General features: G+C 38.2%; 20 protein-coding genes. 11 read left to right on the forward strand and 9 right to left on the reverse strand.

Translation table 11 applies throughout. The features are described 5' to 3' along the window. Nucleotides 1–274 (reverse strand): hypothetical protein (locus tag ACTBZY_RS00100; RefSeq protein ID WP_463044277.1); only part of this gene is annotated, 274 nt, incomplete at its 3' end. Then, nucleotides 274–1,752 carry an SUMF1/EgtB/PvdO family nonheme iron enzyme gene (locus ACTBZY_RS00105; RefSeq protein WP_463044278.1) on the reverse strand — a complete coding sequence of 493 codons (1,479 nt, stop codon included), beginning with the start codon at nucleotides 1,750–1,752 and terminating at the stop codon, nucleotides 274–276. The genes ACTBZY_RS00105 and ACTBZY_RS00100, both read right to left, overlap by 1 nt. Before the next feature lie 485 nt (nucleotides 1,753–2,237). Between ACTBZY_RS00105 and ACTBZY_RS00110 the strand changes: the two genes are divergently transcribed. Next, nucleotides 2,238–3,569, forward strand: coding sequence for an ammonium transporter (locus ACTBZY_RS00110; protein WP_463044279.1), 1,332 nt, complete (start codon nucleotides 2,238–2,240; stop codon nucleotides 3,567–3,569). A 349-nt stretch (nucleotides 3,570–3,918) separates the two neighbouring features. Beyond that, on the forward strand, nucleotides 3,919–4,380 hold the full coding sequence (locus ACTBZY_RS00115) for a hypothetical protein (protein ID WP_463044280.1): 462 nt from the start codon (nucleotides 3,919–3,921) through the stop codon (nucleotides 4,378–4,380). A gap of 45 nt (nucleotides 4,381–4,425) precedes the next feature. Here the strand turns inward: ACTBZY_RS00115 and ACTBZY_RS00120 are convergent, their stop codons facing one another. Then, on the reverse strand, nucleotides 4,426–5,433 hold the full coding sequence (locus ACTBZY_RS00120; RefSeq protein ID WP_463044281.1) for a nucleoside hydrolase: 1,008 nt from the start codon (nucleotides 5,431–5,433) through the stop codon (nucleotides 4,426–4,428). A 499-nt stretch (nucleotides 5,434–5,932) separates the two neighbouring features. On the opposite strand from ACTBZY_RS00120, the gene ACTBZY_RS00125 reads away from it, so the two are divergent. The 3 genes from ACTBZY_RS00125 (at nucleotide 5,933) to ACTBZY_RS00135 (ending at nucleotide 9,469) form a co-directional block, all read left to right on the forward strand. Then, nucleotides 5,933–7,288, forward strand: coding sequence for an FAD-dependent oxidoreductase (locus ACTBZY_RS00125; RefSeq protein ID WP_463044282.1), 1,356 nt, complete (start codon nucleotides 5,933–5,935; stop codon nucleotides 7,286–7,288). Nucleotides 7,289–7,300: 12 nt separating this feature from the next. Then, the gene (locus ACTBZY_RS00130) at nucleotides 7,301–8,440 is read left to right on the forward strand and encodes a hypothetical protein (RefSeq protein WP_463044283.1); all 1,140 of its coding nucleotides are present in this window, start codon (nucleotides 7,301–7,303) and stop codon (nucleotides 8,438–8,440) included. Between the two features lie 159 nt (nucleotides 8,441–8,599). Further along, nucleotides 8,600–9,469 (forward strand): hypothetical protein, encoded by an 870-nt coding sequence (locus tag ACTBZY_RS00135; protein ID WP_463044284.1) that lies wholly within the window; start codon nucleotides 8,600–8,602, stop codon nucleotides 9,467–9,469. A 408-nt stretch (nucleotides 9,470–9,877) separates the two neighbouring features. Here the strand turns inward: ACTBZY_RS00135 and ACTBZY_RS00140 are convergent, their stop codons facing one another. Further along, nucleotides 9,878–10,180: a type II toxin-antitoxin system RelE/ParE family toxin gene (locus ACTBZY_RS00140; RefSeq protein ID WP_463044285.1), complete on the reverse strand. Its 303-nt coding sequence runs from the start codon at nucleotides 10,178–10,180 to the stop codon at nucleotides 9,878–9,880. Then, complete coding sequence (locus ACTBZY_RS00145) at nucleotides 10,180–10,401, reverse strand: hypothetical protein (RefSeq protein WP_463044286.1); 222 nt, start codon at nucleotides 10,399–10,401, stop codon at nucleotides 10,180–10,182. Before ACTBZY_RS00145 ends, ACTBZY_RS00140 begins: the two co-directional genes overlap by 1 nt. A 469-nt stretch (nucleotides 10,402–10,870) precedes the next feature. On the opposite strand from ACTBZY_RS00145, the gene ACTBZY_RS00150 reads away from it, so the two are divergent. Then, a complete protein-coding gene (locus ACTBZY_RS00150) occupies nucleotides 10,871–11,245 on the forward strand; it encodes a hypothetical protein (RefSeq protein ID WP_463044287.1) in 375 nt (124 codons plus the stop codon). A gap of 131 nt (nucleotides 11,246–11,376) precedes the next feature. Here ACTBZY_RS00150 and ACTBZY_RS00155 read toward each other — a convergent pair whose 3' ends face one another. From ACTBZY_RS00155 to ACTBZY_RS00165, 3 genes are all read right to left on the reverse strand, one after another. Next, nucleotides 11,377–13,536: a xanthine dehydrogenase family protein molybdopterin-binding subunit gene (locus ACTBZY_RS00155; protein ID WP_463044288.1), complete on the reverse strand. Its 2,160-nt coding sequence runs from the start codon at nucleotides 13,534–13,536 to the stop codon at nucleotides 11,377–11,379. A gap of 4 nt (nucleotides 13,537–13,540) precedes the next feature. Then, complete coding sequence (locus tag ACTBZY_RS00160) at nucleotides 13,541–14,020, reverse strand: (2Fe-2S)-binding protein (protein WP_463044289.1); 480 nt, start codon at nucleotides 14,018–14,020, stop codon at nucleotides 13,541–13,543. 160 nt (nucleotides 14,021–14,180) lie between these two features. Next, on the reverse strand, nucleotides 14,181–16,682 hold the full coding sequence (locus tag ACTBZY_RS00165) for a penicillin-binding protein 1A (protein WP_463044290.1): 2,502 nt from the start codon (nucleotides 16,680–16,682) through the stop codon (nucleotides 14,181–14,183). A gap of 158 nt (nucleotides 16,683–16,840) precedes the next feature. On the opposite strand from ACTBZY_RS00165, the gene ACTBZY_RS00170 reads away from it, so the two are divergent. The 5 genes from ACTBZY_RS00170 (at nucleotide 16,841) to ACTBZY_RS00190 (ending at nucleotide 21,614) form a co-directional block, all read left to right on the forward strand. Next, nucleotides 16,841–17,866: a threonine aldolase family protein gene (locus ACTBZY_RS00170; RefSeq protein ID WP_463044291.1), complete on the forward strand. Its 1,026-nt coding sequence runs from the start codon at nucleotides 16,841–16,843 to the stop codon at nucleotides 17,864–17,866. Between the two features lie 3 nt (nucleotides 17,867–17,869). Beyond that, nucleotides 17,870–18,646: a DUF3575 domain-containing protein gene (locus ACTBZY_RS00175; protein WP_463044292.1), complete on the forward strand. Its 777-nt coding sequence runs from the start codon at nucleotides 17,870–17,872 to the stop codon at nucleotides 18,644–18,646. Between the two features lie 174 nt (nucleotides 18,647–18,820). Further along, a complete protein-coding gene (locus tag ACTBZY_RS00180) occupies nucleotides 18,821–19,636 on the forward strand; it encodes a type IV pili methyl-accepting chemotaxis transducer N-terminal domain-containing protein (protein WP_463044293.1) in 816 nt (271 codons plus the stop codon). A 243-nt stretch (nucleotides 19,637–19,879) separates the two neighbouring features. Continuing rightward, on the forward strand, nucleotides 19,880–20,749 hold the full coding sequence (locus ACTBZY_RS00185; protein ID WP_463044294.1) for a rhamnan synthesis F family protein: 870 nt from the start codon (nucleotides 19,880–19,882) through the stop codon (nucleotides 20,747–20,749). Between the two features lie 67 nt (nucleotides 20,750–20,816). Continuing rightward, nucleotides 20,817–21,614: a DUF4422 domain-containing protein gene (locus ACTBZY_RS00190; protein WP_463044296.1), complete on the forward strand. Its 798-nt coding sequence runs from the start codon at nucleotides 20,817–20,819 to the stop codon at nucleotides 21,612–21,614. Here the strand turns inward: ACTBZY_RS00190 and purN are convergent. Next, on the reverse strand, nucleotides 21,600–22,111 hold a 512-nt coding region (purN, locus tag ACTBZY_RS00195; protein WP_463044295.1), incomplete at its 5' end, for a phosphoribosylglycinamide formyltransferase. The two genes, ACTBZY_RS00190 and purN, sit on opposite strands and share 15 nt — an antisense overlap.

Raw genomic sequence — 22,111 nt, forward strand, 5'->3', positions numbered from 1 at the left:
AATTTGAAGTGGCTATTGCCATACTAAACCCATCACCTGAAGCTCCGTAAAAATAAGATAGGCTGTTACCATTCATTGAAAATGAAGAAATTATATTAGAAGAACCATCACCTATACCACCTCTATAAAGAGAGAAAGTATTATCGTGTAAAAAAGCAGTTGTAAAATCCATAGCAAAGCCATCTCCATTTCCACCGTAAAATTGGGCTTGGAGGCTAAAGGAAACTGACAAAAACAAAAAACAAATTCTTCTGAAAACTTTCATTATAGTCATTAAAAGGATGTTCTAACAGCACGAAAACCCAGTCTATTGTTTGCACCTTCAAGAACGCTTGCTGAGTCATACCTATCGGAAACTCTAATAAATTCTAAGCCATTAAAGAAACTTCCGCCATGATAACCAATTCCCGCATTAGTGCTTGGCCAATTCAGAACATTTGCCAGTCCAGTAACAGCGAGTTGCCCATCGCCATGTAATCCAGTAAATGCTCTTCCTTCTGGGTTTCCAACAGTAATTGCTCTTTCGTATAAACTTCCTGACATTTCCATAATACCATAATAGGTAGCCCCTGTTTCTTCTCTTGTTTTGTTAATGGCAGAAGCAGCAAAAATACCAACTCGGTACAATTTAGTGAGACCAGTAGTACCACCGTAATTTGCATTTCCAGTTAGTGTTGCAGGGTTTGTAATATACTCCGAATTTGTCCCTGTATTGGAAAGCACAAATTGAAAGCCTGAGGCAATATTGGCATTTCCCCATGCATAGTCATCAGCTACTTTATTTACTGGCCCTCTACAAGCCTTTTCGTATTCTAATTCAGTCATTGGCCTTAAAGCAGCCCAGTCCATGTAAGCATACAAACATTTATTCGATACATAGTTCAATGGAAAGTCTGGTGTAGTGGTTGTGGCAGAATTGCTACCTTCTAACCAAGATATTGTATTTCCATTCAAAGCGGTATCTTGGTTTTTCCCATTAGGACCAGTGATATCCAATTCAATTTTTTGATCAGGATTTAATGTATTAAAAAAAGAGACCCATTGACCTTGGGTCATTTCATATTTCATACAATAGAAGGCATTGTAGCCTTCTGGAAATGCGGCCGGAATTGGACCTAAAACATCTCCAGGACGAGAACCACCCACACTATTGCTGTAATTCAAAGAACCAATTCCTCCACCAACAGTTATTTGACTTTCTGATGTTACAGTATAAGATACGCTATGTAGGAAATTATAAAACTTACCCACTTCTGTGCCAGAGCCACCACCTAATTTGAAGTTGCCAGTAGGAACATGTACCATCTCAAGGGCAAAAACTTGAATATCTACCTGATCATTATCACCAACAGCATTTTCACCATAATTCCATTGTATATTGATATTGTCCCAGTTATTGTTTCCGCTACCATTAGTACTTCTAAAAATCATACATCCTCTTTGATCAGCTGTTGTTCTTATGGTAGAACCGGTGGGAGAGGTATGTCCATCGCTTGTACCATTAACATAATTGAAATATACATGATTCCAATTTCCACTGTTAACACGATACTTAGCAAACACCCAAGCAGCGTCGTAATTAGCTGGCCCTGAGCTGGTTCTCCAGGAGTTCTCCCAGCTTAAATCAAATTCAATTTTTACGGTCTTGTTTCCAATATTTTGGCTTTTCAGCTCAATATTTTCTACATTAATATTGTTTGCCGAGACACTCCAACAAGTCAGAACTGACAAAAAAGTTAATATGTTTTTCATTCCATTTAATTCTATTGAATATAAAATTCGCTACTAAATCGAAAAAAATCCATTTTTAACTAAATGTTTTATTTTATGGCTTTTAGAAGTCATTTAGGTGAAAAATAATCATATACACACCTCAAATCGTAGATAGGTATCTGGTGTCATGGTTTTAATATTGGCTTAAAACTTTTCATCTAAACACTTGAGGGCTAAGCCCCCTTGATTTATTTTTATTTCTGAAAGCGGGGAGCCTAGATTATCAAGAAAAGAAGAAGTAAACTACTGACTTTTAGAGGCAGCTACTCTTATTTCCGCTATGGCAAACAAAAGTTAGGAGGTACACTTTCTTCTAAAAGTGTAAAACGCTAGTAATTCTGTAATTCTAAAGAATTATAAATACCTTTTTGTCCGAAAACTTTTGATCGGGAGTAAGATTTAATTTTCTTTCCTCATCTAAACAAGTACGACCCGTTTAATAACCATAAAAAAAATGTACAGTTATGTCAAATTCAAGTTGGAAAGGTGCAGTAACACCTTTAATTATTTTACTAATAATTACTGTTTTCGCTATTTTTAACCCAAGTGTTCCTACAGAAATTATCACCGATGGTGTAGACTCAGGCGATACCGCCTGGATGATTGTTGCCTCGGCAATGGTGCTACTAATGACGCCGGGGCTCGCATATTTTTATGGCGGAATGGTGAATTCTAAAAATGTTATTTCTACCATGCTCCAGAGCTTCATAGCCATGGGTGTCATTTCAATTTTGTGGGTCGTGGTGGGATATAGTCTTGCCTTCGGAGAGTCCATGGGTGGTATTATAGGCAACCCTATGACTCACTTTATGTTTAAGGGCGTTTTAGACGGGCCTTTGGTCGGCACCATTCCTGCTGTTGTATTTGCCTTTTTCCAATTAAAATTTGCGGTAATCGCTCCAGCCCTAGTTACGGGTTCTATGGCTGAGCGTATTAATTTCAGATCGTACGTTGTTTTCATGATTCTATTCAGTTTATTGATTTATGCTCCCCTAGCACACATGACTTGGTCTCCAAACGGCTTGTTATTTCAATATGGGGTGTTAGACTTTGCAGGCGGAACGGTGGTACACATGTCGGCTGGTTGGGCTGCATTGGCAGGTGCCCTTTATTTAAAAAGAAGAAGATCTCATTCTGAAGGTAGCTTTCTGCCACCAGCAAACGTACCCTATGTACTTTTAGGTACTGGTCTTCTATGGTTTGGATGGTTTGGGTTTAATGCGGGTTCTGCTTTAGGAGCCAATGCCCTTGCTGCATCGGCTTTTGCGACCACGAATACTGCTGCTGGTGCTGCTGGTATTGCTTGGGTGTTATATGATGCCGCCAGAGGGAAAAAAGTATCTGCCATTGGTTTCTGTATTGGTGTGGTAGTAGGTCTTGTGGCCATTACGCCTGCTGCGGGTTTTGTGACCATTCCACATGCATTGGTTATTGGTGTTGTTTCATCTATAATTTCAAACTTTCTAGCTCATTATAAGACTAAAACACCACTTGACGACACTTTAGATGTCTTTCCTTGCCATGGTGTAGGCGGAATGGTAGGTATGGTTTTCACCGGAGTATTTGCTTCAACAGCCATAAATGGTGCGGTTACAGAGCAAGGTTTGTTCTTTGGAGAAAGCAGCTTGTTTATAAAACATTTGATAGCATTGGTAGGCGTTTCTGCATTTGTAGCCATCATGTCTTTCATACTTTTAAAATTAACAGATTTGATTGTTCCTCTTCGTGTAGATGCACATGATGAATTAATTGGCTTAGATATTAGCCAACATGACGAAAAACTAACAGAAGCTTAAATAAAGAGATATTTAAGTTTTATACTAAAAAGGACAATGCTCAGTAATACCGAGTATTGTCCTTTGATTTTATGCCGCTTTCAGCATCTAGCTTTATTCACATTTACCCGAATTTAACTACTTGATTTATTGCCATTTAAGCTTTCATTACCATTCTTCAATATATAATTCGGGTTTAACCTCGTATATTCGTCAATATGCCTTTAGACTCATATTGGGCTAAAGAAAGAATGCTTACCAAAACGTCGAAGTAAAATTAAATGGGTAATTCACCTGAATATCGTTCTGAGGATTTTACACAGAAAAATAAATTCTAAAACAGAATAGGGTCATCAACAACAAAAAAATTATGAAAAATTTTAAACTCTTCCCGCTCTTATTGACAATGATTGTAGCACTGGGCTGCAATAACGGTAAGACTAGTGACAAGGAAGCTTCTTCTAGTATCACTCAAGAACAATTGGATAATCTTGAAAACCAGTTAACTGCGGAGGGTTACTTTTGGCAAAGTAAAAATAGCCATGTGTGTAGTGTTGAAATTTTATTTAGAAAAGATGGAACTGCCACAGTACTAGCAGAAAACAACCAAACTTACATAAAGGGTAATTGGAGTTTTGATAAATCCATGAACAAATTACAAATTGCATGGGAGGGGTCAGACCAAGTATTTACTGAAGTTGCTTCCATTAACCCCGAAGGAACAGAAATATCTTTCACTAAAGACGTTTACTTTGTATGTGGGAACAATCTTAAAAGATTGAATCTTTTAGATAAGCGTTTTGATGAAAAGCCAGTATCGGTTGAAGAATAGACTTGCAATTATGCGTCTGCGTTTTACAAAATCACCCTCAAACTCTTATTTCATTTCTTTATTTGCGAGATTCATGAGATGATTAAATTCATCCGCTACCGCAGAAGGGGATACACCTTCTTTAAATTCATTAACAAGCTGATGTCTAGGGTCGTTGGGCTGTAAACGCCACATCAGTGTGCCATCATCAAAAATGTGATTATAACCTTGAGTATGCAACTTGAAAAATTCATTATACCCTCTCACAGCAACATATACGGCTATTAAATCAGCACTATGGTGCCAGTCTCTGTTCCAACCTTCTAGAAAAATGTTATAGGACCTAGCCACTAGATCAGTTTTGGACTTGTGATTAAAAGAGGGACTTCCCGTTTTAATAAGGTCGGCAAAGTCACCACCTCCTGTAAAGGTAATAAGTGTTGGCCAGCTCTTGCTCACTTTTACAATGGCATCAGGATCGGGTTTAAAATTACCCCATCTTCCAATATCCTGCAAATAAGGATATCTACCACCCATGCATACCAGATGTTTCACCTTTTTTCTCACCAGTTCTACACCATTTAGTGGACTTATATTGTCAGGTGGACTGTTAAGAAGATTTGATAAATTCGACAAATACCCTACCGTTACAATCACCACACTGGTGTCTGATTGGTTACTCAAGATTTGTCGATAAAGTGTTACGGCGTCAGGTGCGTTTTCTCCTAAACCAATGTCTTGTGGAAACTCCTCCGATATGATTTTTGCGTACTTAGAGTTTCTATAAACCCCATATGTTTTAACAGCACCAATAGGAATGTTGGGTTGCCCGAAATAGGTATTAATGGCATCTACCGTTGGCACAGCCCATGGGTTCAAACTACAAACCATGGTTGCCAGTATTTCAGTTTCGCCATTAGCCGCAAGTCCATGCAATAATGCCAGTGCACCCACATCATCCACATCTGATTCCATATCGGTATCAAATATTATTTTCACCTGTTGAGCGTAACTAGAATGAACCCCTAAAAATAAGGCGAACAGAATGGATAGATATATGTTTTTGTTTGTCATTTTTCTTGATTTTTGGGCTTTGTTTATTAATAATTCCAAGGGCTACAATCTAATCGTTTTGAAACAAATTCCTTTCTTTTGGAATTACCTCATCAATAACTAGATTTTGAAATGAACTGACAAAAGATTTCCGAAAATAGTTATTCTTTAAAGTATAAATTCTATCGCAACATTGGAATCTAAACTTTCCATTTACAGCCGCTACCCTGACTACCTTTTGACCTTATGGCGGCAAAGATTTTTTTATTATTAAAGTATTCTTCTAAACCCTAATCAGTGAAAACGCTCTGTGAAACTTTCAAAATGCATGAAATGGCTGAAGAAATCGTTTTTAATTGATCAAAACTTTAATCAGCTAACCAAAGGTTAGCTGACCTCCAAATGCCAGATAAATCCGAAGGTTTGATAAAGTGCTCTACAGTGCTATACCATTTGATTAATCAATTTGAATAGGCTACTTTTAACGTTTCCTCTAAGCCCAAATCAACCCTATTTCATCATGAAAAGAAGAGCAATATTAAAGTCCATGGGAGTAGCCTCGCTTGGAGTAGTTACACCAGCTTTCGCAAATAAAGAATCCTTAGTTCCGACACATACCATAAAAGAACAAAGTTTGTCAACAGAGATTTTAATAGTAGGTGGTGGCACTGCCGGTACCATAGCCGCAATACAGGCTGGCAGGATTGGGGCAAAAACCACTTTGATAGAAAGTGGCAGTCAATTGGGCGGCACTACCACTACAGGTGGAGTGGCATTTCCTGGCATTTTTCATGCATGGGGAAAACAAATTATCGGAGGCATTGGATGGGAATTAGTGATGGACTGTGTAACGTTGAATGGAGACAAATTGCCAAATTTTTCAAAAATCCCAGACCGACACTGGAAACATCAGGTGACCATAAACGCTTCGCTATATACTTTACTTGCTGAAGAGAAATGCTTGGACGCTGGCGTAAAAATTCGCTATTACGAGTCGCCAACGCAAATTGAATTTCAGAACGGAAAATGGATTGTGGAGACTATTGGAAAGGGAACCAAAACAACCATTACTTGCAACCAAATTATTGATTGTACCGGAAATGCCCTGATAGCTTCGATGGCTGGTTATGATGTACTTAAAGAAGAGGACACCCAGCCAGGTTCCTTGATTTTTCGACTGGGAGGATACGATTACAATTCGCTTGACCTAAATAAAATACCAAAAGAACACCAAAGAGTTTTGCGGCAGAATATGCTAGAAAATTCGGAAAGAGAAAGCCGCGAACATACATACGTACCCTATAGCTATGTATATGTCAAAGGAGCTGACTCTACCACTTCAGAAAGTCATACGCATGCGAATAATATGGGTAGAAAAACCTTACTAAATTTGGTAAGAACCCTTAAAACCCTACCAGGTTGTGAGCATTTGAAAATAGTAGATTTAAAAACAGAAACGGCCGTTCGTGAAACCTATAGAATAGATGGTTTATACAAAATAAATCAAACAGACTATACTTCAGGAAAAGTGTTTGATGATGCCGTTTCACATTCTTTTTATCCTGTAGATTTACATCGAGATGTTAAATCTATCTATCAGGAGTTTCTTAAACCAGGTGTGGTGGCCAGTATTCCACTGCGGTCGTTGATACCCAAAGGAAGCCAAAACTTTTTGGTGGCAGGCCGCTGTGTCAGTAGTGATAGGTTGGCGAATTCGGCTTTACGAGTTCAAGCATCGTGCATGGGAATGGGGCAAGCTGCTGCTGTAGCAGCAGTGCTGGCAAGTAGACAAGGAATCTCTCCTCAGGAAGTTGATTTTAATGAAATCAAAAAATTGTTAGAAAAGCATGGGGCCATTGTTCCACCAAAATCTTAGCGATTATTAATAATGAAGATAGCTTTTTCGCCCATTTTAAAATACATATTTATAGGTGTACTTCTAAGCTCCTTTTTACAAGCGGACCCACCTTTGAAGTATATGAAAGCTTCTACCATAAACGAGAGTTTTGTCACCGAAGGTTCGTTCCAAGAAACGATAAAGGACAGCATCACAAATGAACCTGTTTATATTCAAAAATCTAAGGAGGGCATTCCGCTATACTACCGCAAAATCATAAGGGACGATGTATGCTTTGATAAAGAATGTAGAAAGCTCGATATCGTTATTTATTGGAATATAACAGGTCGCTATTTAGGCTTTGAATTGCCTGAAGGGGAATTTTTAAGTAAGCTAGACCATGAACCGTTTGTGGAAAGCGAATACCAAAGACTACATGCTTTATTGGCAGATTCGTCAATTCCCTTGGATGCAGTTTCGTTTGAAGAACTCATAGAAAAACCAAGCCTTAAGCATCAAGATTTAGATGCCGTTTCAGGTGCTACTTCAAAAAGTTTGGCGGAAATGGTGGTAAAAGGTGCAGCCTATACTACTTATAAATTATGGAATATTGTAAATGGTCCAACGATGGATTTCCTTTCTAAAAATACAGAAAAGCAGTTAACCGCCCATTTGATTCATCTAATCTTACAAAGCCCAGAAAGCTTTGATAGGGTTTGGGCACTGCATAAAATAAATAGCTCTGTGCCTCTTACGCCAGATTTAGAAAACGCATTAGAGGAAATCATTTCTTCTGACGATTTTTATTTATCTCATACTGCCATCCAAGCCATCGAGGCTGTCCATCTCAATAGTTTTGAATTTCAAGAGCGTTTGTTTTCACTTTATAAGAATGCCAATCACAGTATTCAAAAAGAGTTACTTAAAACATTGATGCAGGCTCTTGTGCTCAGCCCTAAACTTCTAGGCTCCTCAAAAGAGCTGCTGAAGCAATTAAATGGACAGCAATTAGAGGATATTCTAGCATTATACGCCCAACATAGCATCTATGACCTTGAAACTTGTAGGGCTGTAGCGAGTATTCTAGACAATGAAAACCCCTTTATATCAAAAAAAGCTTATCATTTTTTAGTTCGAATAAAGTCAAAAGATGAATTTATTCAAGAGCGACTCAAAGCATATAAAAACTAATTTCAAAAAACACAAATCGTTTAAATAGATAAGTGTTTTGATGAAAGGGTGGAAATTGTTGAAGAATAATCAGACTTAAAGTATTAACATTGTAGATGGACTTTTAGCAAAAGATACGATTTAAGAAAAGGCTTATCTCTTTATAATCACGAACTCACTATGCAATTACTAAAATCAAAACCATTTAGAATTCTCCTCTACATTCTCATTCCAATACTGCTATTGATGATTTTGTATAAAATATTTGCCGTAGCAGACCTCAGAACTGATACCGCAAAAAATGCCATCAATGAGACCAAAGCCAAGCAACTCATTTCTGATATGGGAAAAGCTCATGGTATTGAAAATTGGCAAAATGTCAAGACATATTCAGTGAACTTTGAAGATGAGTTTTTGGGATTTCTTGGTTCTAAAAGTCATGCTTATGGTGCTGATAAAGTGAATATGACCTTAAATTATATTCCAGATACATTTGATGGTAGAATAGATTTCACCTCAAACCCACTGAAAGGAGAATCTTGGGGCATTCAATCTTGGGAAACGTATATAAAGAAAGGAGATGGCATAATAAATTTTAAGGATGATGCCAATATCACCTTTTGGCTACCCACCTATCAATATTTCATGGAGTTTCCTTTGAGAATACAAAAGGCCACAGCTTTTAATTACGCAGGTGAAAAGAAGATTGAAGGAACATTATGCGAAGGTGTGATGGCTTCATGGAACAGTACAGAGCCACAGAGTGATATTGACCAGTATTTGCTTTGGATAGATAAAAGCACGCACAGATTGGTTCGCTTAGAATATACCGTAAGAGAGCAGTTTAGATTCTTAACAGGGGCTATAAACTTTAAAGATTATGAATTCCATGAAGGCATCCTTTTACCAGCCATCATGCCAGTGGAGTCTAATTTAGTGCCTGTTGGCTTATTACATGAAATGCGAATTTTAGATTTCAAAACGAATGTGCTTAGCCCTGAAAGCCTTAGGCCTAACGCCAGTTTGCCTGTTATAGGAGATAGTAAATGACGGTTTGGTAAGGCTGTTCTACCTATTCAAACTCTATGTATTATAACAAGACCTCGTCTTCGCTCGGCCTGACAGTTGATGTCCTTTCATAGTATTGTCAGTTTGAGAGAAGCGGCGGCCGTTACCGTCGAAAACAGGCTTACATATCCAAACTCCATGAACTATCACTAGACCTCGACTTCGCTCCTTGTCCGTTCGGCAGACGGGGGACGGACAGTTGTTATTCCATACAAATCAACTTGAATTAAACGACCATTGTCAGTCCCCTGCCCGCTTGGCAGGCGGGGAACAAAGCGGTGGCCGAGGCCGACAAGAACAGTCTATTCACTTCTAAACATAGGTATGAAGACAAGAAGCTATTTCCACAAAGTCGAAAAAACTTCGCTGAGCTGAGTGAATAAAACCTAGTTATCCAATTTCTTTCTTAACTCGTTTTGGACTCATTCGATTGTCGAACACTGTAATAATGTTTATTGACTTTGAATTGAATCTATAAAAAATTGAAGTTTGTTCAGTGACTACGTGCATTCTGAGGTTCTTCACCACACTTGATTTGGGACTACTTTCAGGAAATTGTTTTATAAGTTCTATAGATTTGTCAAACTTCTCAATGAAATCCGTTTTCACCTTTACAGACCACTCTACCTCAAGATAATTAAGTAGTTCTTCAAGCCTTAAAGAAGCACTTTTTGAAAGAACGACTTTTCTCATTAACGGTGCTTTTTCATGAAGTCATCGTAATCAACTACTTCACCATTCTCTATTTCTGAAAGACCAACATTGATCTCTTCTTTAACTTCTGAAGATAAGCTATTCCAAAAATCTGTTTCCTCTGTTTTTGTAAAAAGAGTTCTTATAGATTCTAGTAAACTGGGATTATCGGTGTCCAGAATCATTCTTACGATTTCTAGTTTCTCCCTTTGGATATTCATGTCTTAAGCTTTTAACAAACTTACAAATCTTAAGCGAAGTTTGAAATTTTATAGGAATTCAGTTTTCATGACGTTCGAGGCTTGAAGTTATGACATCATAAAGCATAGAACGCAATTCGGGCGACAGACCTTACTAAAAGCCTAAACTCCATTTACTATAACAAGTCCTCGACTTCGCTCGGACTGACAGTTAAAAATGGTCTTTAACCGCTCTATTTGAATACTTCCTTGTAAATTTATTCTAAACTACGATTGTCAGTTCGAGCGATAGTCGAGAACAGTCCATTTACTACTAAACATAAGTCTGAAGACCAAGAAGCTATTTACACAAAGGCCGAAAGACTTTGCGGAGCTAGTTAAATCTTAACTCAGAGAATTACTTTTAAATCTTATTGTTTATAAACATTGAAATCCTTTAATTAAAGCAGTTTAAACAAGAACAATATCATTTATTTAAACAAACATTCCTTTGAAAAAAAACCAAAAAATCATAGAACGACTCCAAGCTTTTATCGATAGTACTGATAAAGGTGTAAAAGCTTTTGCTGAATCTGTTGGTAGTCACCCTAACAAATTTTATGTAACATTGAGAGGTGATACGCTTCCAACGTTAGTTACCTTAATGGATATCAAAGCGATATATCCTCATTTCAGCGTGGATTGGCTAATGACTGGACAACAAGACCATCACTCAGCGACTATTGATGTTCCGTTACTGGAAATAGAGAAAGAAAATGAGCAGCTCAAAAAGGAATTAAAAACCTTAAAGGAACTTAACGGTCTTCTTAAGCTAAACCTTTCTAGTAGACTGTCTGAGAAAGAGCAAGAACTATTAAATCTCTAACCCCGACTATTCGAGGTCAAAGAACCTCGAATTTGTATCAATATCTCTTCATACATATTTTAAGACAAACTAAAAAAAATCCGCACACCAGTCGGCATACGGATTCAAAATATTAACACAATCTCTATTCTCTAAACCACCGACAAATCCAAAGGTAATTTCCTGTGTCTTACACCTGTCAGATTGAAAATGGCATTTCCTAGAGCAGGGGCTATTGGCGGTAAGCCTGGCTCTCCTACCCCACCTGGAGCTTCTTTGTTTTCTATGATATGCACATCCACTTTTGGCATTTCGGCCATTCGCATAAACTGATAATCATGGAAATTACTTTGGTCGCATTTGCCATTTGAAAAGGTTATGCCGCCTTTTACAGCTGCAGATATTCCCATCACTATGTTTCCTTCTGTTTGTGCTTTTACGTGGTCTGGGTTTACGTATTGACCGCAGTCTATCACAGACGTCACTTTAACTATCTCTATGCCGTTTTCTCCTTTCTTCACCTCCACAGCAGCGGCACTCATGGTCTCAAAAGAACGGAACATGGCTATCCCCCTAGCGTGCCCAGCTGGCAGTGCACCGTAAGTGGCTAAAACATCCTCCAGTTTCTGGATAACCTTTAAGTCTCTCTCGCTGCCTTTTAGTAGTTCCTTTCTGGCTGTTAAAGGGTCTTTTCCTGCTTTATGAGCCATCTCGTCTATAAAACATTCTTGTCCCCAACCAAAGTTAGACGCATATACAGAACGCCACCATAAAATAGGAATAGTGGTTACTACACGGCTATACGTTACTTTATGCGTTCCAAATTTGTATTTATGGTTTTCTTGAGCAAGCTCACCACCTAACCAGTCGTCTGCTTTGTATGGCAAAAGTGCGTTCCAGTGCTGCCCTTGAATAGACTCTCCAATGGCTTGATGACTCAAAGCATCTAGGGTGTTCCCTTTCCCAATCACACCTTGCATTTTACTCAGCATGGCAGGTCTGTAAGGTCCCTGAGCCATATCTTCTTCTCTAGCCCAAATCAATTTCACTGGAGCCTGAACTTGCCTAGAAATATCAATGGCCTCTTTCATGAAATTCATGAAGGCTTTACGCCCAAACGAACCTCCCAAAAGCGTAGGATTAATTTTGACTTTGTCTGGCGAAATGCCTAAAACTCCTGCAGCATCACCTATGGCTCCGTCTGGCCCTTGAATAGGAGCCCATACTTCTACAGACCCATCTGGCTTCACATATGCAGTGGCATTCACAGGCTCTATGGCCGAGTGAGATAAAAATGGTGTTTCGTAAATACCTTCTAAAGTATTCTCCGATGCCTTATAATAGGCGTTAAAGTCACCATCTTCTTCATAACGCACTCCTTCAGACTCAGCGGCTTTGTACATATCAGCCACATATTTGTCTGAGTTAAGCGTTTTCTCTAAATCGCCATTTGACCATTTTATGTCTAATAATCTGCTGGCTTTCAGAGCCGACCAATAATTAGTCGCCACTACGGCCACAGACTCGTTTTCTCCACCAGGATAAAAGCTTTTATTTCTGACAACTTTCTTAACGCCTGAAATCTTGAGTGCCGCAGCAGCATCAATACTCACTATTTTGCCTTCTATAGACGGTGCATGCACACTGGCTGCATAAAGCATACCCGGCACCACCACATCAATTCCAAAAACGGCTTTTCCTGTAACGCGACTAGGCACGTCAAGACGTTTGTGATACTTACCTAAATATTTGAAATCTTTAGCATCTTTCAGTTTTGGATTTTTAGGTACTTCTAGCAAGTTTGCTTCCTCAGCTAATTCACCATAGGTAAATACTTTGTCTGAACCTTTCAAATGCACTTTGCCCATTTCTGCATAGCACTGGTCTGTTGGCACTTTCCACCTTTTGGCGGCAGTTTCTATCAACATCTCTTTGGCGGCAGCACCTGTTTTACGGAGATTATTCCATAAACCTCTTACGGTACTACTTCCCCCAGACTGCTGTGAGCCGTATTTGGCTCTTCCGTCAGACTGAATGATTCTAACCTTGCTCAAATCTACTTCTAGCTCTTCTGCCAAAATAGAAGGCACGGCTTGGGTAGAACCTTGACCCATATCTGGGCGACTGTTCACCAACGTGATGGTGTCGTCTGTAGAAATGATGATGAATGGATTTATCTCCAAGGCAAGCACTTGGGCTGTCAATTTCTTAACCGGCACAGCATTCGCTAATGAATTAACGCCTAAAACCAATCCTAAACTACCGATGGATGAAACTTTCAAAAAGTCTCTTCTTGTATTTTTATTGCTCATGATTTTATCGTTTTTCCGTTAACAATTGACCCGATGCTCTGTTGATAGCTTTCTTGATTCTATCATAGGTACCACACCTACATAAATTTCCATTCATGTAACTTGTGATATCTTCCTCTGTAGGTTTCGGCGTTTGCTCTAAAAGGGCTACAGCAGACATTATCTGACCAGACTGACAATAGCCGCATTGTGGTACTTGCTCTTCTACCCAGGCTTCCTGTACGGCATGAAGGGTTTCTTCTGAACCTATTCCTTCTATGGTTGTAATTTTTTGTTTCTTAGAAATAGAACCTACGGGCATTTGGCAGCTTCTTACGGGCGAGCCATCCAAATGAACCGTGCAAGCTCCACATTGAGCTATTCCGCAGCCATATTTAGTGCCTTTAAGGCCCACTAGGTCTCTGATAGCCCAAAGCAGAGGCATATCTTCTTCCGCCTCTATTTTGTAAGAGGTGTTGTTTACTGTTAAGTTGTACTTTGCCATAATTGTAATTGATAGGTATTCAAATATAGTTTTTTTTGGCCAATTAGTTCGTATTCAATGAACAAGCAGCTAAAAAAATGGGTATAGACCGATTGTTTTCTAACAGCAAAGACCGTCGTAAACGGCCTTTGTTGAATTTCTAAAATTATCGAGATTAAGATTATAATTCTATAGCTGGCCTTTTGACTTCTAGTTCTTTTATATCCAATGACCTAAACTCCTCATTTCCAATAATTCGCAGAGAATCTAGTACCACACCCAAACTGTCTACAGCTGTGGAATCTACTATAGGAGCCACATAATGACAGTTCAGTACGATTTCGTAGTTTCCTGGTTTTTCAAATTTAGTCTTTGCCAATGCCACTTCTTTATCCGCATAGGCGGCCTGCATAAACTTGCCAAAAATAGGTAAAGCGGCTCTTCCTCCTGCCCCATTTCCTGATGCAAAATGAATTCTGCTATCATCGCATCCTACCCAAACACCAGTGACCAAATTGGCCGTAATACCCATAAACCAGGCGTCCACGTAGTCATTGGTGGTACCTGTTTTACCTCCTATTTCATTTCCTTCTGGAAGTCCATAATTGTACAATCTCCTGGCCGTACCGCCCCCTTCTTCTACAGAACCTCTTAAAAGATAAGACATTTCATAGGCCTTATCTGGATCCATGACCTGTTTCATTTTGGACTCATGCTGAAAGACTACTTCTCCATTCTTATCCTCTATCCTTTCAATCATCACAAAATCCCCACTTTTGCCTTGGTTGCTAAAAGGCACATAGGCCCTGGTAAGCTCCATCAATGTGACATTACTTGTTCCAAGAGCCAAAGAGAGGTTATTATCCAGTTTGGATTGAATACCTAGGGTTTTCGCCATGGCAATGACCTTATCTGTTTTCACATCCTGAAGAATCCTTATGGCTATGGAGTTTATGCTGTTTCCTAAAGCTCTTCTTAAATGGACGGGTGCGTAGGTATAAGTTCCATTAGAGTTTTTAGGAGCCCAAGTAGCTTCTTTACCACCAATAGTGGTTTCCATACTAAATGGCTGATCTACAATACTGGTACAAGCCGGATAGCCATTTTCTAAAGCCGCAGCATAAATAATGGGCTTAAAAGCACTACCTGGCTGCCTTCCAGCCTGAACCACATGGTCATACTTGAAATAATCGTAATTACTTCCACCCACATAAGCCTTGACGTAAAGATTGGTAGGATCCACACTTAATAAGCCTGCCTGTAAAAACTGAGACATATATTTTACCGAGTCCAAAGAAGAAATAACCATCTTCTTTTCTCCGCTATGCGTGGCCATTACGGTGCTATGTGGTTTGGACATAGCTTCCATAATATCCTCTTCGCTAAGACCCGCAGCTTTTAAGTCTTTATAAGAACTAGAAGCTTTCACGAGTTTCTCTAAAACCAGCTCCGTAGCGGTTTTAGGAATATCCTTCACTTTAGGGTTTTCCTTTTTAAAGGCCGCCTTCTCTTCGGCTATCTTTTTATTAAACCAATATTTATGAGACCCTTGTTCGCTATCTAGAGTTCTTTGAATCTCAGCAAGATGCTCTTCCACCGCCTCTTCTGCCATGGTTTGCATTTTGGAATTAATGGTGGTGTGAATTTTTAAGCCATCAGAAAATAAGTTAAAGTCATTTTCTTGGCTCCACTTCACCAAAATAGGACGAAGCATGGTTCTAAAATACGGTGCACTAGACTCCTCCTTGTTGATTTCTGTAATCTTCAGACCTAAAGGTTTTTTTATGGCTTCTTCAAAAGTTAGGCTATCAATATCGTTATACTTCAGCATTTGCTCCAAAACCACATTTCTTCTTTCTAATGCTCTCTCTGGCCTTCGTTTGGGACTATAATAGTTGGTTCCTTTCAAAATACCAATAAGCAATGCCGTTTCGTGTAACTCCAGGTCTTTCGGTTCTTTAGAGAAAAAATGCTCAGAGGCCAGTTTTATGCCAAAGGTGTTATCTCCAAAATCCACGGCGTTAAGATATAGAGCCAGAATCTTATTTTTCTCGAAAAACCAATCCAGTTTAACAGCGGTGTCCCATTCTTTAATTTTGGCAATTAGAGTAGATAGTCCAGGAATGTAGGCTAAAAGTCCTCTTGAGTTTTTATGACGAGTGTTGTAAATGTTTTTCACCAACTGCTGATGAATGGTACTCCCTCCTCTTTTATCTCCTGTTAAAGTAGAAAAAATGGCACCAGAAATAGAAACAATATCCAAGCCATTATGCTGATAAAACCTCACATCTTCCGTAGAAATAAGAGCCTTTACGGTAAGCGAGTCTATTTCATCAAAATCTACCGGACTTCTGTTTTCCACGTAAAAAAGCCCTAGTAGCTTATTATCTGAAGAATAAATTTCAGATGGCGTTGCTAACTTTGTTTCTCTTGCCTCTTTCATGGTTGGCATGTTTCCAAACAGCCACAGGAAATTACTCTCCAGAGCAAAAATAAATGCCACAAGCAGAATAGCCAAAGTATATAGAACCCTTAATAGCTTAGAACCCACCGACGAAGCCTTAAAGTCGGACTTATTAAACACGCTAAATTTAAAAATGGGTTTAAAGAATTTACTGAGTGTCGCAGTAAGTTTTTTGAAATATTCGTTTTCCCGAATTTTAAGAAGAAATTCCTTTATCAATTTGTAGGCGTTTTTTGTCGCAAATTTGCAATAAAAAGATCTATCAATCCAAGTTATATTATCACTTTAAAAAGCAATATTTCCAAACCATTGAAAGTCTCTTTTAAAATTAAGACTTTCTAAAGAGCAATCTTACTTTTACGTTCAAATTTATCAATATGTTTGCAGATTTTAGAAGCGATACCATTACACAACCCACACCTGCCATGAGGATGGCTATGGATTCTGCCGAATTGGGAGACGATGTTTTCGGAGACGACCCGACCATAAATGCCTTAGAATCCAAAGTAGCCAAGCTTTTTGGTATGGATGCAGCACTTTTTTGTACTTCTGGCACCATGAGCAATCAGCTGGCCATAAAAGCACAAACAATGCCTGGCACCCAAGTTATATGTGACAAGAATGCTCACGTTTATCTTTATGAAGGTGGTGGCATAGCTTCAAATTCATTGGCCACTACCAGAACCATCGATACTGAAAATGGACTTTTAACGGCCTCACAGGTGGCGGAAGCCATCAATCCTAAAAACGACATTCACTTCCCAATCTCCGCTTTGGTTTGTTTGGAAAACACCATGAACAAGGGTGGCGGCGTGTTTTATGACTTTAATGAAATAAAGAAAATTAAGGTTTTTTGTGAAGAGAACGACCTAAAACTTCATTTAGATGGTGCCAGACTATTTAATGCACTGGTAGAAACAAATGAAACACCGGCAGATTATGGGAAAGTTTTTGATAGCATTTCCATTTGTCTTTCTAAAGGTCTTGGCTGCCCTGTAGGTTCTGTTTTAATAGGTTCCAAAGAGCTTATTTTAAAAGCTAGGAGACAGCGAAAAGCCTGGGGAGGAGGATGGCGACAGGCTGGCATGCTCGCGGCAGCTGGCATTTTTGCACTTGATAATCATATTGAAAGGCTTAAAGATGACCATGCAGTGGCTAAGGAAATTGCAGAAGCCTTAAAAGATAAATCATGGGTGAAAAAAGTTTACCCAGTTAAAACGAATATTGTAATTTTTGAGTTACCAGATAGTATTTTGGCCACTAGCTTCGTTAGTGAGCTGGAAAAGCAAAATGTAAAATGCGTCACCTTCGGGAAACACTTGGTACGTTTTGTGACACACTTAGATTTGAGTGAAAATCAAATCACTTATACCAAACAGGTTTTGGCTCAATTAAACTTTTAAACTTTGCGTAAAATATTTTTTCTTCTTTGTGCTTTCCCTTTGGCTCTTTCAGCTCAAACTGACTTTAAGAATAGCCTAAAAGTAAATGCCGCTGGTTTACCCTTTGGATTAATAGCTGTTCAGTATGAAAGAGCTTTAGGATCAAATTTCACCTTTAATAATACTTTTTTTTACAGATCTCAGTCCACCATACCTTTTGGTGAACCTTTAGACCAGCTTGCCAAAAAACATAGCCTAGGTATTACAGGAGTAGATTTTGAATATGTTTATGTCAATCTCGCCAAGGTTGGAGTTAAAGGTTATTCGCCCGAACTAAAGTATTATTTTGGAGGCAAAAGAAATCGAGTTTTCTTAGGCATTTTCGGTCAATACGAAGACTACGACGCCTTGGTACCAGCCTCACTAGAAGCTCAATACGACGGGAATATTTATACCTTAGACAAAGTACCCATCAACTTTGACATCAAAACAATTTCTGGTGGACTATTAATTGGCAAACAATTCCAGTTCGGCGATAGGTTCGTGTTAGATTTTGTCCTTTTCGGTCCCCATTTCGGTGCAGCTAAAACGGTTTACGCTAAAGTAGAAACCTCCATACTTTCTAGATTAGGTGAAGAAGATAAGCGTTATCTTGAAGATAAAATTGTAGAACGATTTAAGCTCAGTAGAAACTATTTTGACGTAACCGTTAATGACGAAAAAGCCGAAATAAATGCTTACAAAAAGGTTCCTTACTTAGGAATTAGAGGCGTTGGACTTAATCTGGGTATATTCTTTTAAGTACTACTTCATAAAGCATTTTCTCGTTTACTTTATTGTTCAATAAAAGCTTCTTCCTTTAGCACCAATTCAATAAGTGCTTCTTAATTTCATTGTCCTATATCTGAAAACGTAAAGCATTCTTACTAGATTTCGTACGCACTTATACGATTAAGTCAGAACTAAATTCTTCTTATGACAAAGAAATACATCCTTGGTATCGCAATATCTATCGCTCTGATTTCTCTTAACCAGTTGGTAATTCAACTGGCATTGGGTACGCTAAAACAGGATGCCAAACAGATTAATATTGCTGGAAGGCAACGAATGCTAAGTCAGCGGGTAAACCTAGAATTTTATCAACTGAGAAACGAACTCATTAGCCCAAATCAACTAGAAGAAACTTTCGAAGAAGCTAAAAACGCTCATTTGGGGCTATTATACGGCAGTAAAGATTTGGGATTACTAAAGATAAAATCCAAGGAGATAAACAAGTTGCTGTCTGATCTTACACCATTCCATCAAAAAACCGAAAACTACATCCGCCATATAAAGACTAAGGAGCCCATTAACCTAGAAGAGGTCAACCAGAATCAGGATGCTATTTTGAAGCAAATGGATGGTATTGTGAACAGTTTGGAGGATTACGCTGAAAAGAAGCTGTGGGTTATTATAATTCTTGAGATTATTTTAGCTCTGATTTCTATTTCTGTGATTGCACTGGAGGTAAGATACATTTACTATCCTCAGGCACTTTCTCTGCATAAGTCTAAAGAAAGGATTCTAAGCCAAAACCAAGCTTTAAAAGAGATCGCATGGCAGCAAAGCCATGAGGTACGAAAACCCGTTGCCAATATTTTGGGGATTTGCAACCTCTTCAAAACAGATAAGACCTTAACGGAAGATGAAAAAAACGAATTACTTAAACATTTAGAGGAAAGCTCAAAAGACTTGGATAAGGTTATAAAAAAGATTGTGGACCATTCTTATGAAACCCGTCATCCAGAATAACACTTTTAGCTAATTTGTCCATCAGACATTGTTAAGACCACAAATCGACTTGAATCTTTTAGGCATTTGTCGCTGAGTAAAGTATGTGAATTTCCTGTTCCAATTATAATAATCTTATAAGAACATACAACCCGTCAAGCTTTTTAACCGTTCACAAAGTATCCTAAGTGAATAGTTTCGTATTTCGAAAAGTCATTTCGTCAAACATCAGGGTATACATCCTTTAAGAAAACAGTTATTTAAGTGCTCACTAACATTTGTATTTTTATTCATTTCGACACGCAGCCAAGTATCCCATACTATGTAGAAGTCTATGTCAACGAACTCTCAAAACATTTTGACCACGTAAGGTTAGTTACCAACGAAAGAGAACTACAAACAAGCCCAAACTTAAACTCGAATGTTCAAATACAATTCGAGAAAAATGAAGGTTATGATTTTGGCAAGTTTTATAAATTCTGCCTTCAAGAGGACCTTTCCCAATACGACGAAATTGCCGTTGTTAACGACAGCAATATTCTAATAAATCAGTTAGACCATATCTTCCAAAAAGGCAGAAAAGAAGAAGTTGACTTTTGGGGATTGATTGATTCCACAGAAAAGCCTTGGTTTTCTTCTCATGAAGAAAACTATCATATACAGAGCTATTTTTTGGTACTCAATAAGAAAGCCATAGGAAAGCTTCCTTTGTTTTTTCAAAACACCGATACCAGGGCTATTTTTAACACTTCAGACAACAAAGCCTTAAGGCGACTGGTCATTAATGATTGGGAAATTGGCTTAACTCAATTTCTCTTAAAGCAAGGTTTAAAGTCTTATGCATTAATTCAGAGTAGTGCTCACTCCAGCAATCACAAAAACATTGCCCACAGCCTTCCGGAGGAATTAATAAAAGAAGGTTATCCTTTATTAAAGAGAAAAGTGTTTTTCAAGGCCAAAAAAAATAGCTTAAAATCTAGAAAATTTTGGGCAAGAGTTATTCAAGAATACGGAGAAAAAACATGGGATCTAGATTTAATCATCCAAGACCTAGATGCCACTCTTAAAGCCAAAAAAAAACTAAAACGTGCACTTTTAAAACAACGTTTTATGAAATGGAGAGCCGCTTTATAAAAATTATTTTTTGCGTAAATTCGCTTATTTTTGCGTAAAGTAAAGAACGAAGCTTATCAAAGTATTTATCTTCTATTATCGACCCGGCTCCATCATAACCAACGATGTGTATCAAATACCACTTTTGGTAGGCCATCAAAACAAAGATAAAATTGAAGGGTTTATATCTGACGATACCGGTGATAACATTTCAGAAAAAAACAAGTATTACAGTGAGCTCACTGGCCTTTATTGGATTTGGAAAAACGAAAGTTCAGATATCATTGGCAGTACGCACTACAGAAGGTATTTCTCTGGCATTCCTGAGCCTTTTCTTTACAAATTAAAAAGGTGGGCGTACTACCCAATAGGACTTTATAAAAAAAGATTCGGCCTTATTTATACCCGAAATATCAATTTTTGGAAAGACAAAATCCTAAACCGTGACCAAGTCAACGGCATATTAGAAGATTATGATGCCATTATGCCTACCAGACGCAAGTTTAAATACAGCATAGAAGAGCATTATAGGAGATATCATAATATTCAAGATTTAGATACCATCAAAAGTATACTTCTAAAAGACTACCCTGAATATATCTCTAGTTTTGATAAGGTTTTAAAAGCAAACAGGCTTTTTGCCAACAACATGTTCATTCTTAAAGAAGAACGCTTTCAAGAACTCATGACGTGGCTCTTTGATATTCTCTTTAAGTTGGAAAAAGAGTATGACCTTTCTAAGTATACAGGTTATCAGGAAAGAATTTTTGGCTTTCTTTCTGAAAGGCTCATTACCCTATGGATAGAGCACAACCAAATAAACTATAAGGAGCTTTCGCTTATCTATTTCAAAACCTTTAAGAACGCCAAATCAAAGTTTGTTTAGCACCTGTTCTATGACCTCTGGAAAATGTTTATGTTCTAATTTCAATACCTTGGCGGCCACTTCTTCGGGGTTATCTGATGGAGCCACTTCACAGCTGGCCTGAAAGATAACTTTGCCCTCATCATAATTTTCATTCACAAAATGAATGGTAATACCGCTTTCGGTTTCTTTATTAGCCACCACAGCCTCATGTACGTGATGTCCCCACATGCCTTTACCTCCATACTTTGGTAATAAAGCAGGGTGAATATTGACAATTCTATTGGGATAGGCCTTAATGAGGGCAGTCGGTATTAACCATAAAAAACCAGCCAATACCACAAGCTCGATGTCTTGGCTCTTTAAAAAATCTACGATAAACGAACTTTCAGCAAAATTCTGTTTAGAGAAAACGAAAGTTGGAATACCAAGCTGTTTACCTCGTTTTATAATTCCAGCCTCCGTATTATTGGTTAAAAAAAAAGGAATAGAAACATTTTCATTTCCTTTAAAGTACT

This window comes from Arcticibacterium sp., assembly GCF_055134445.1.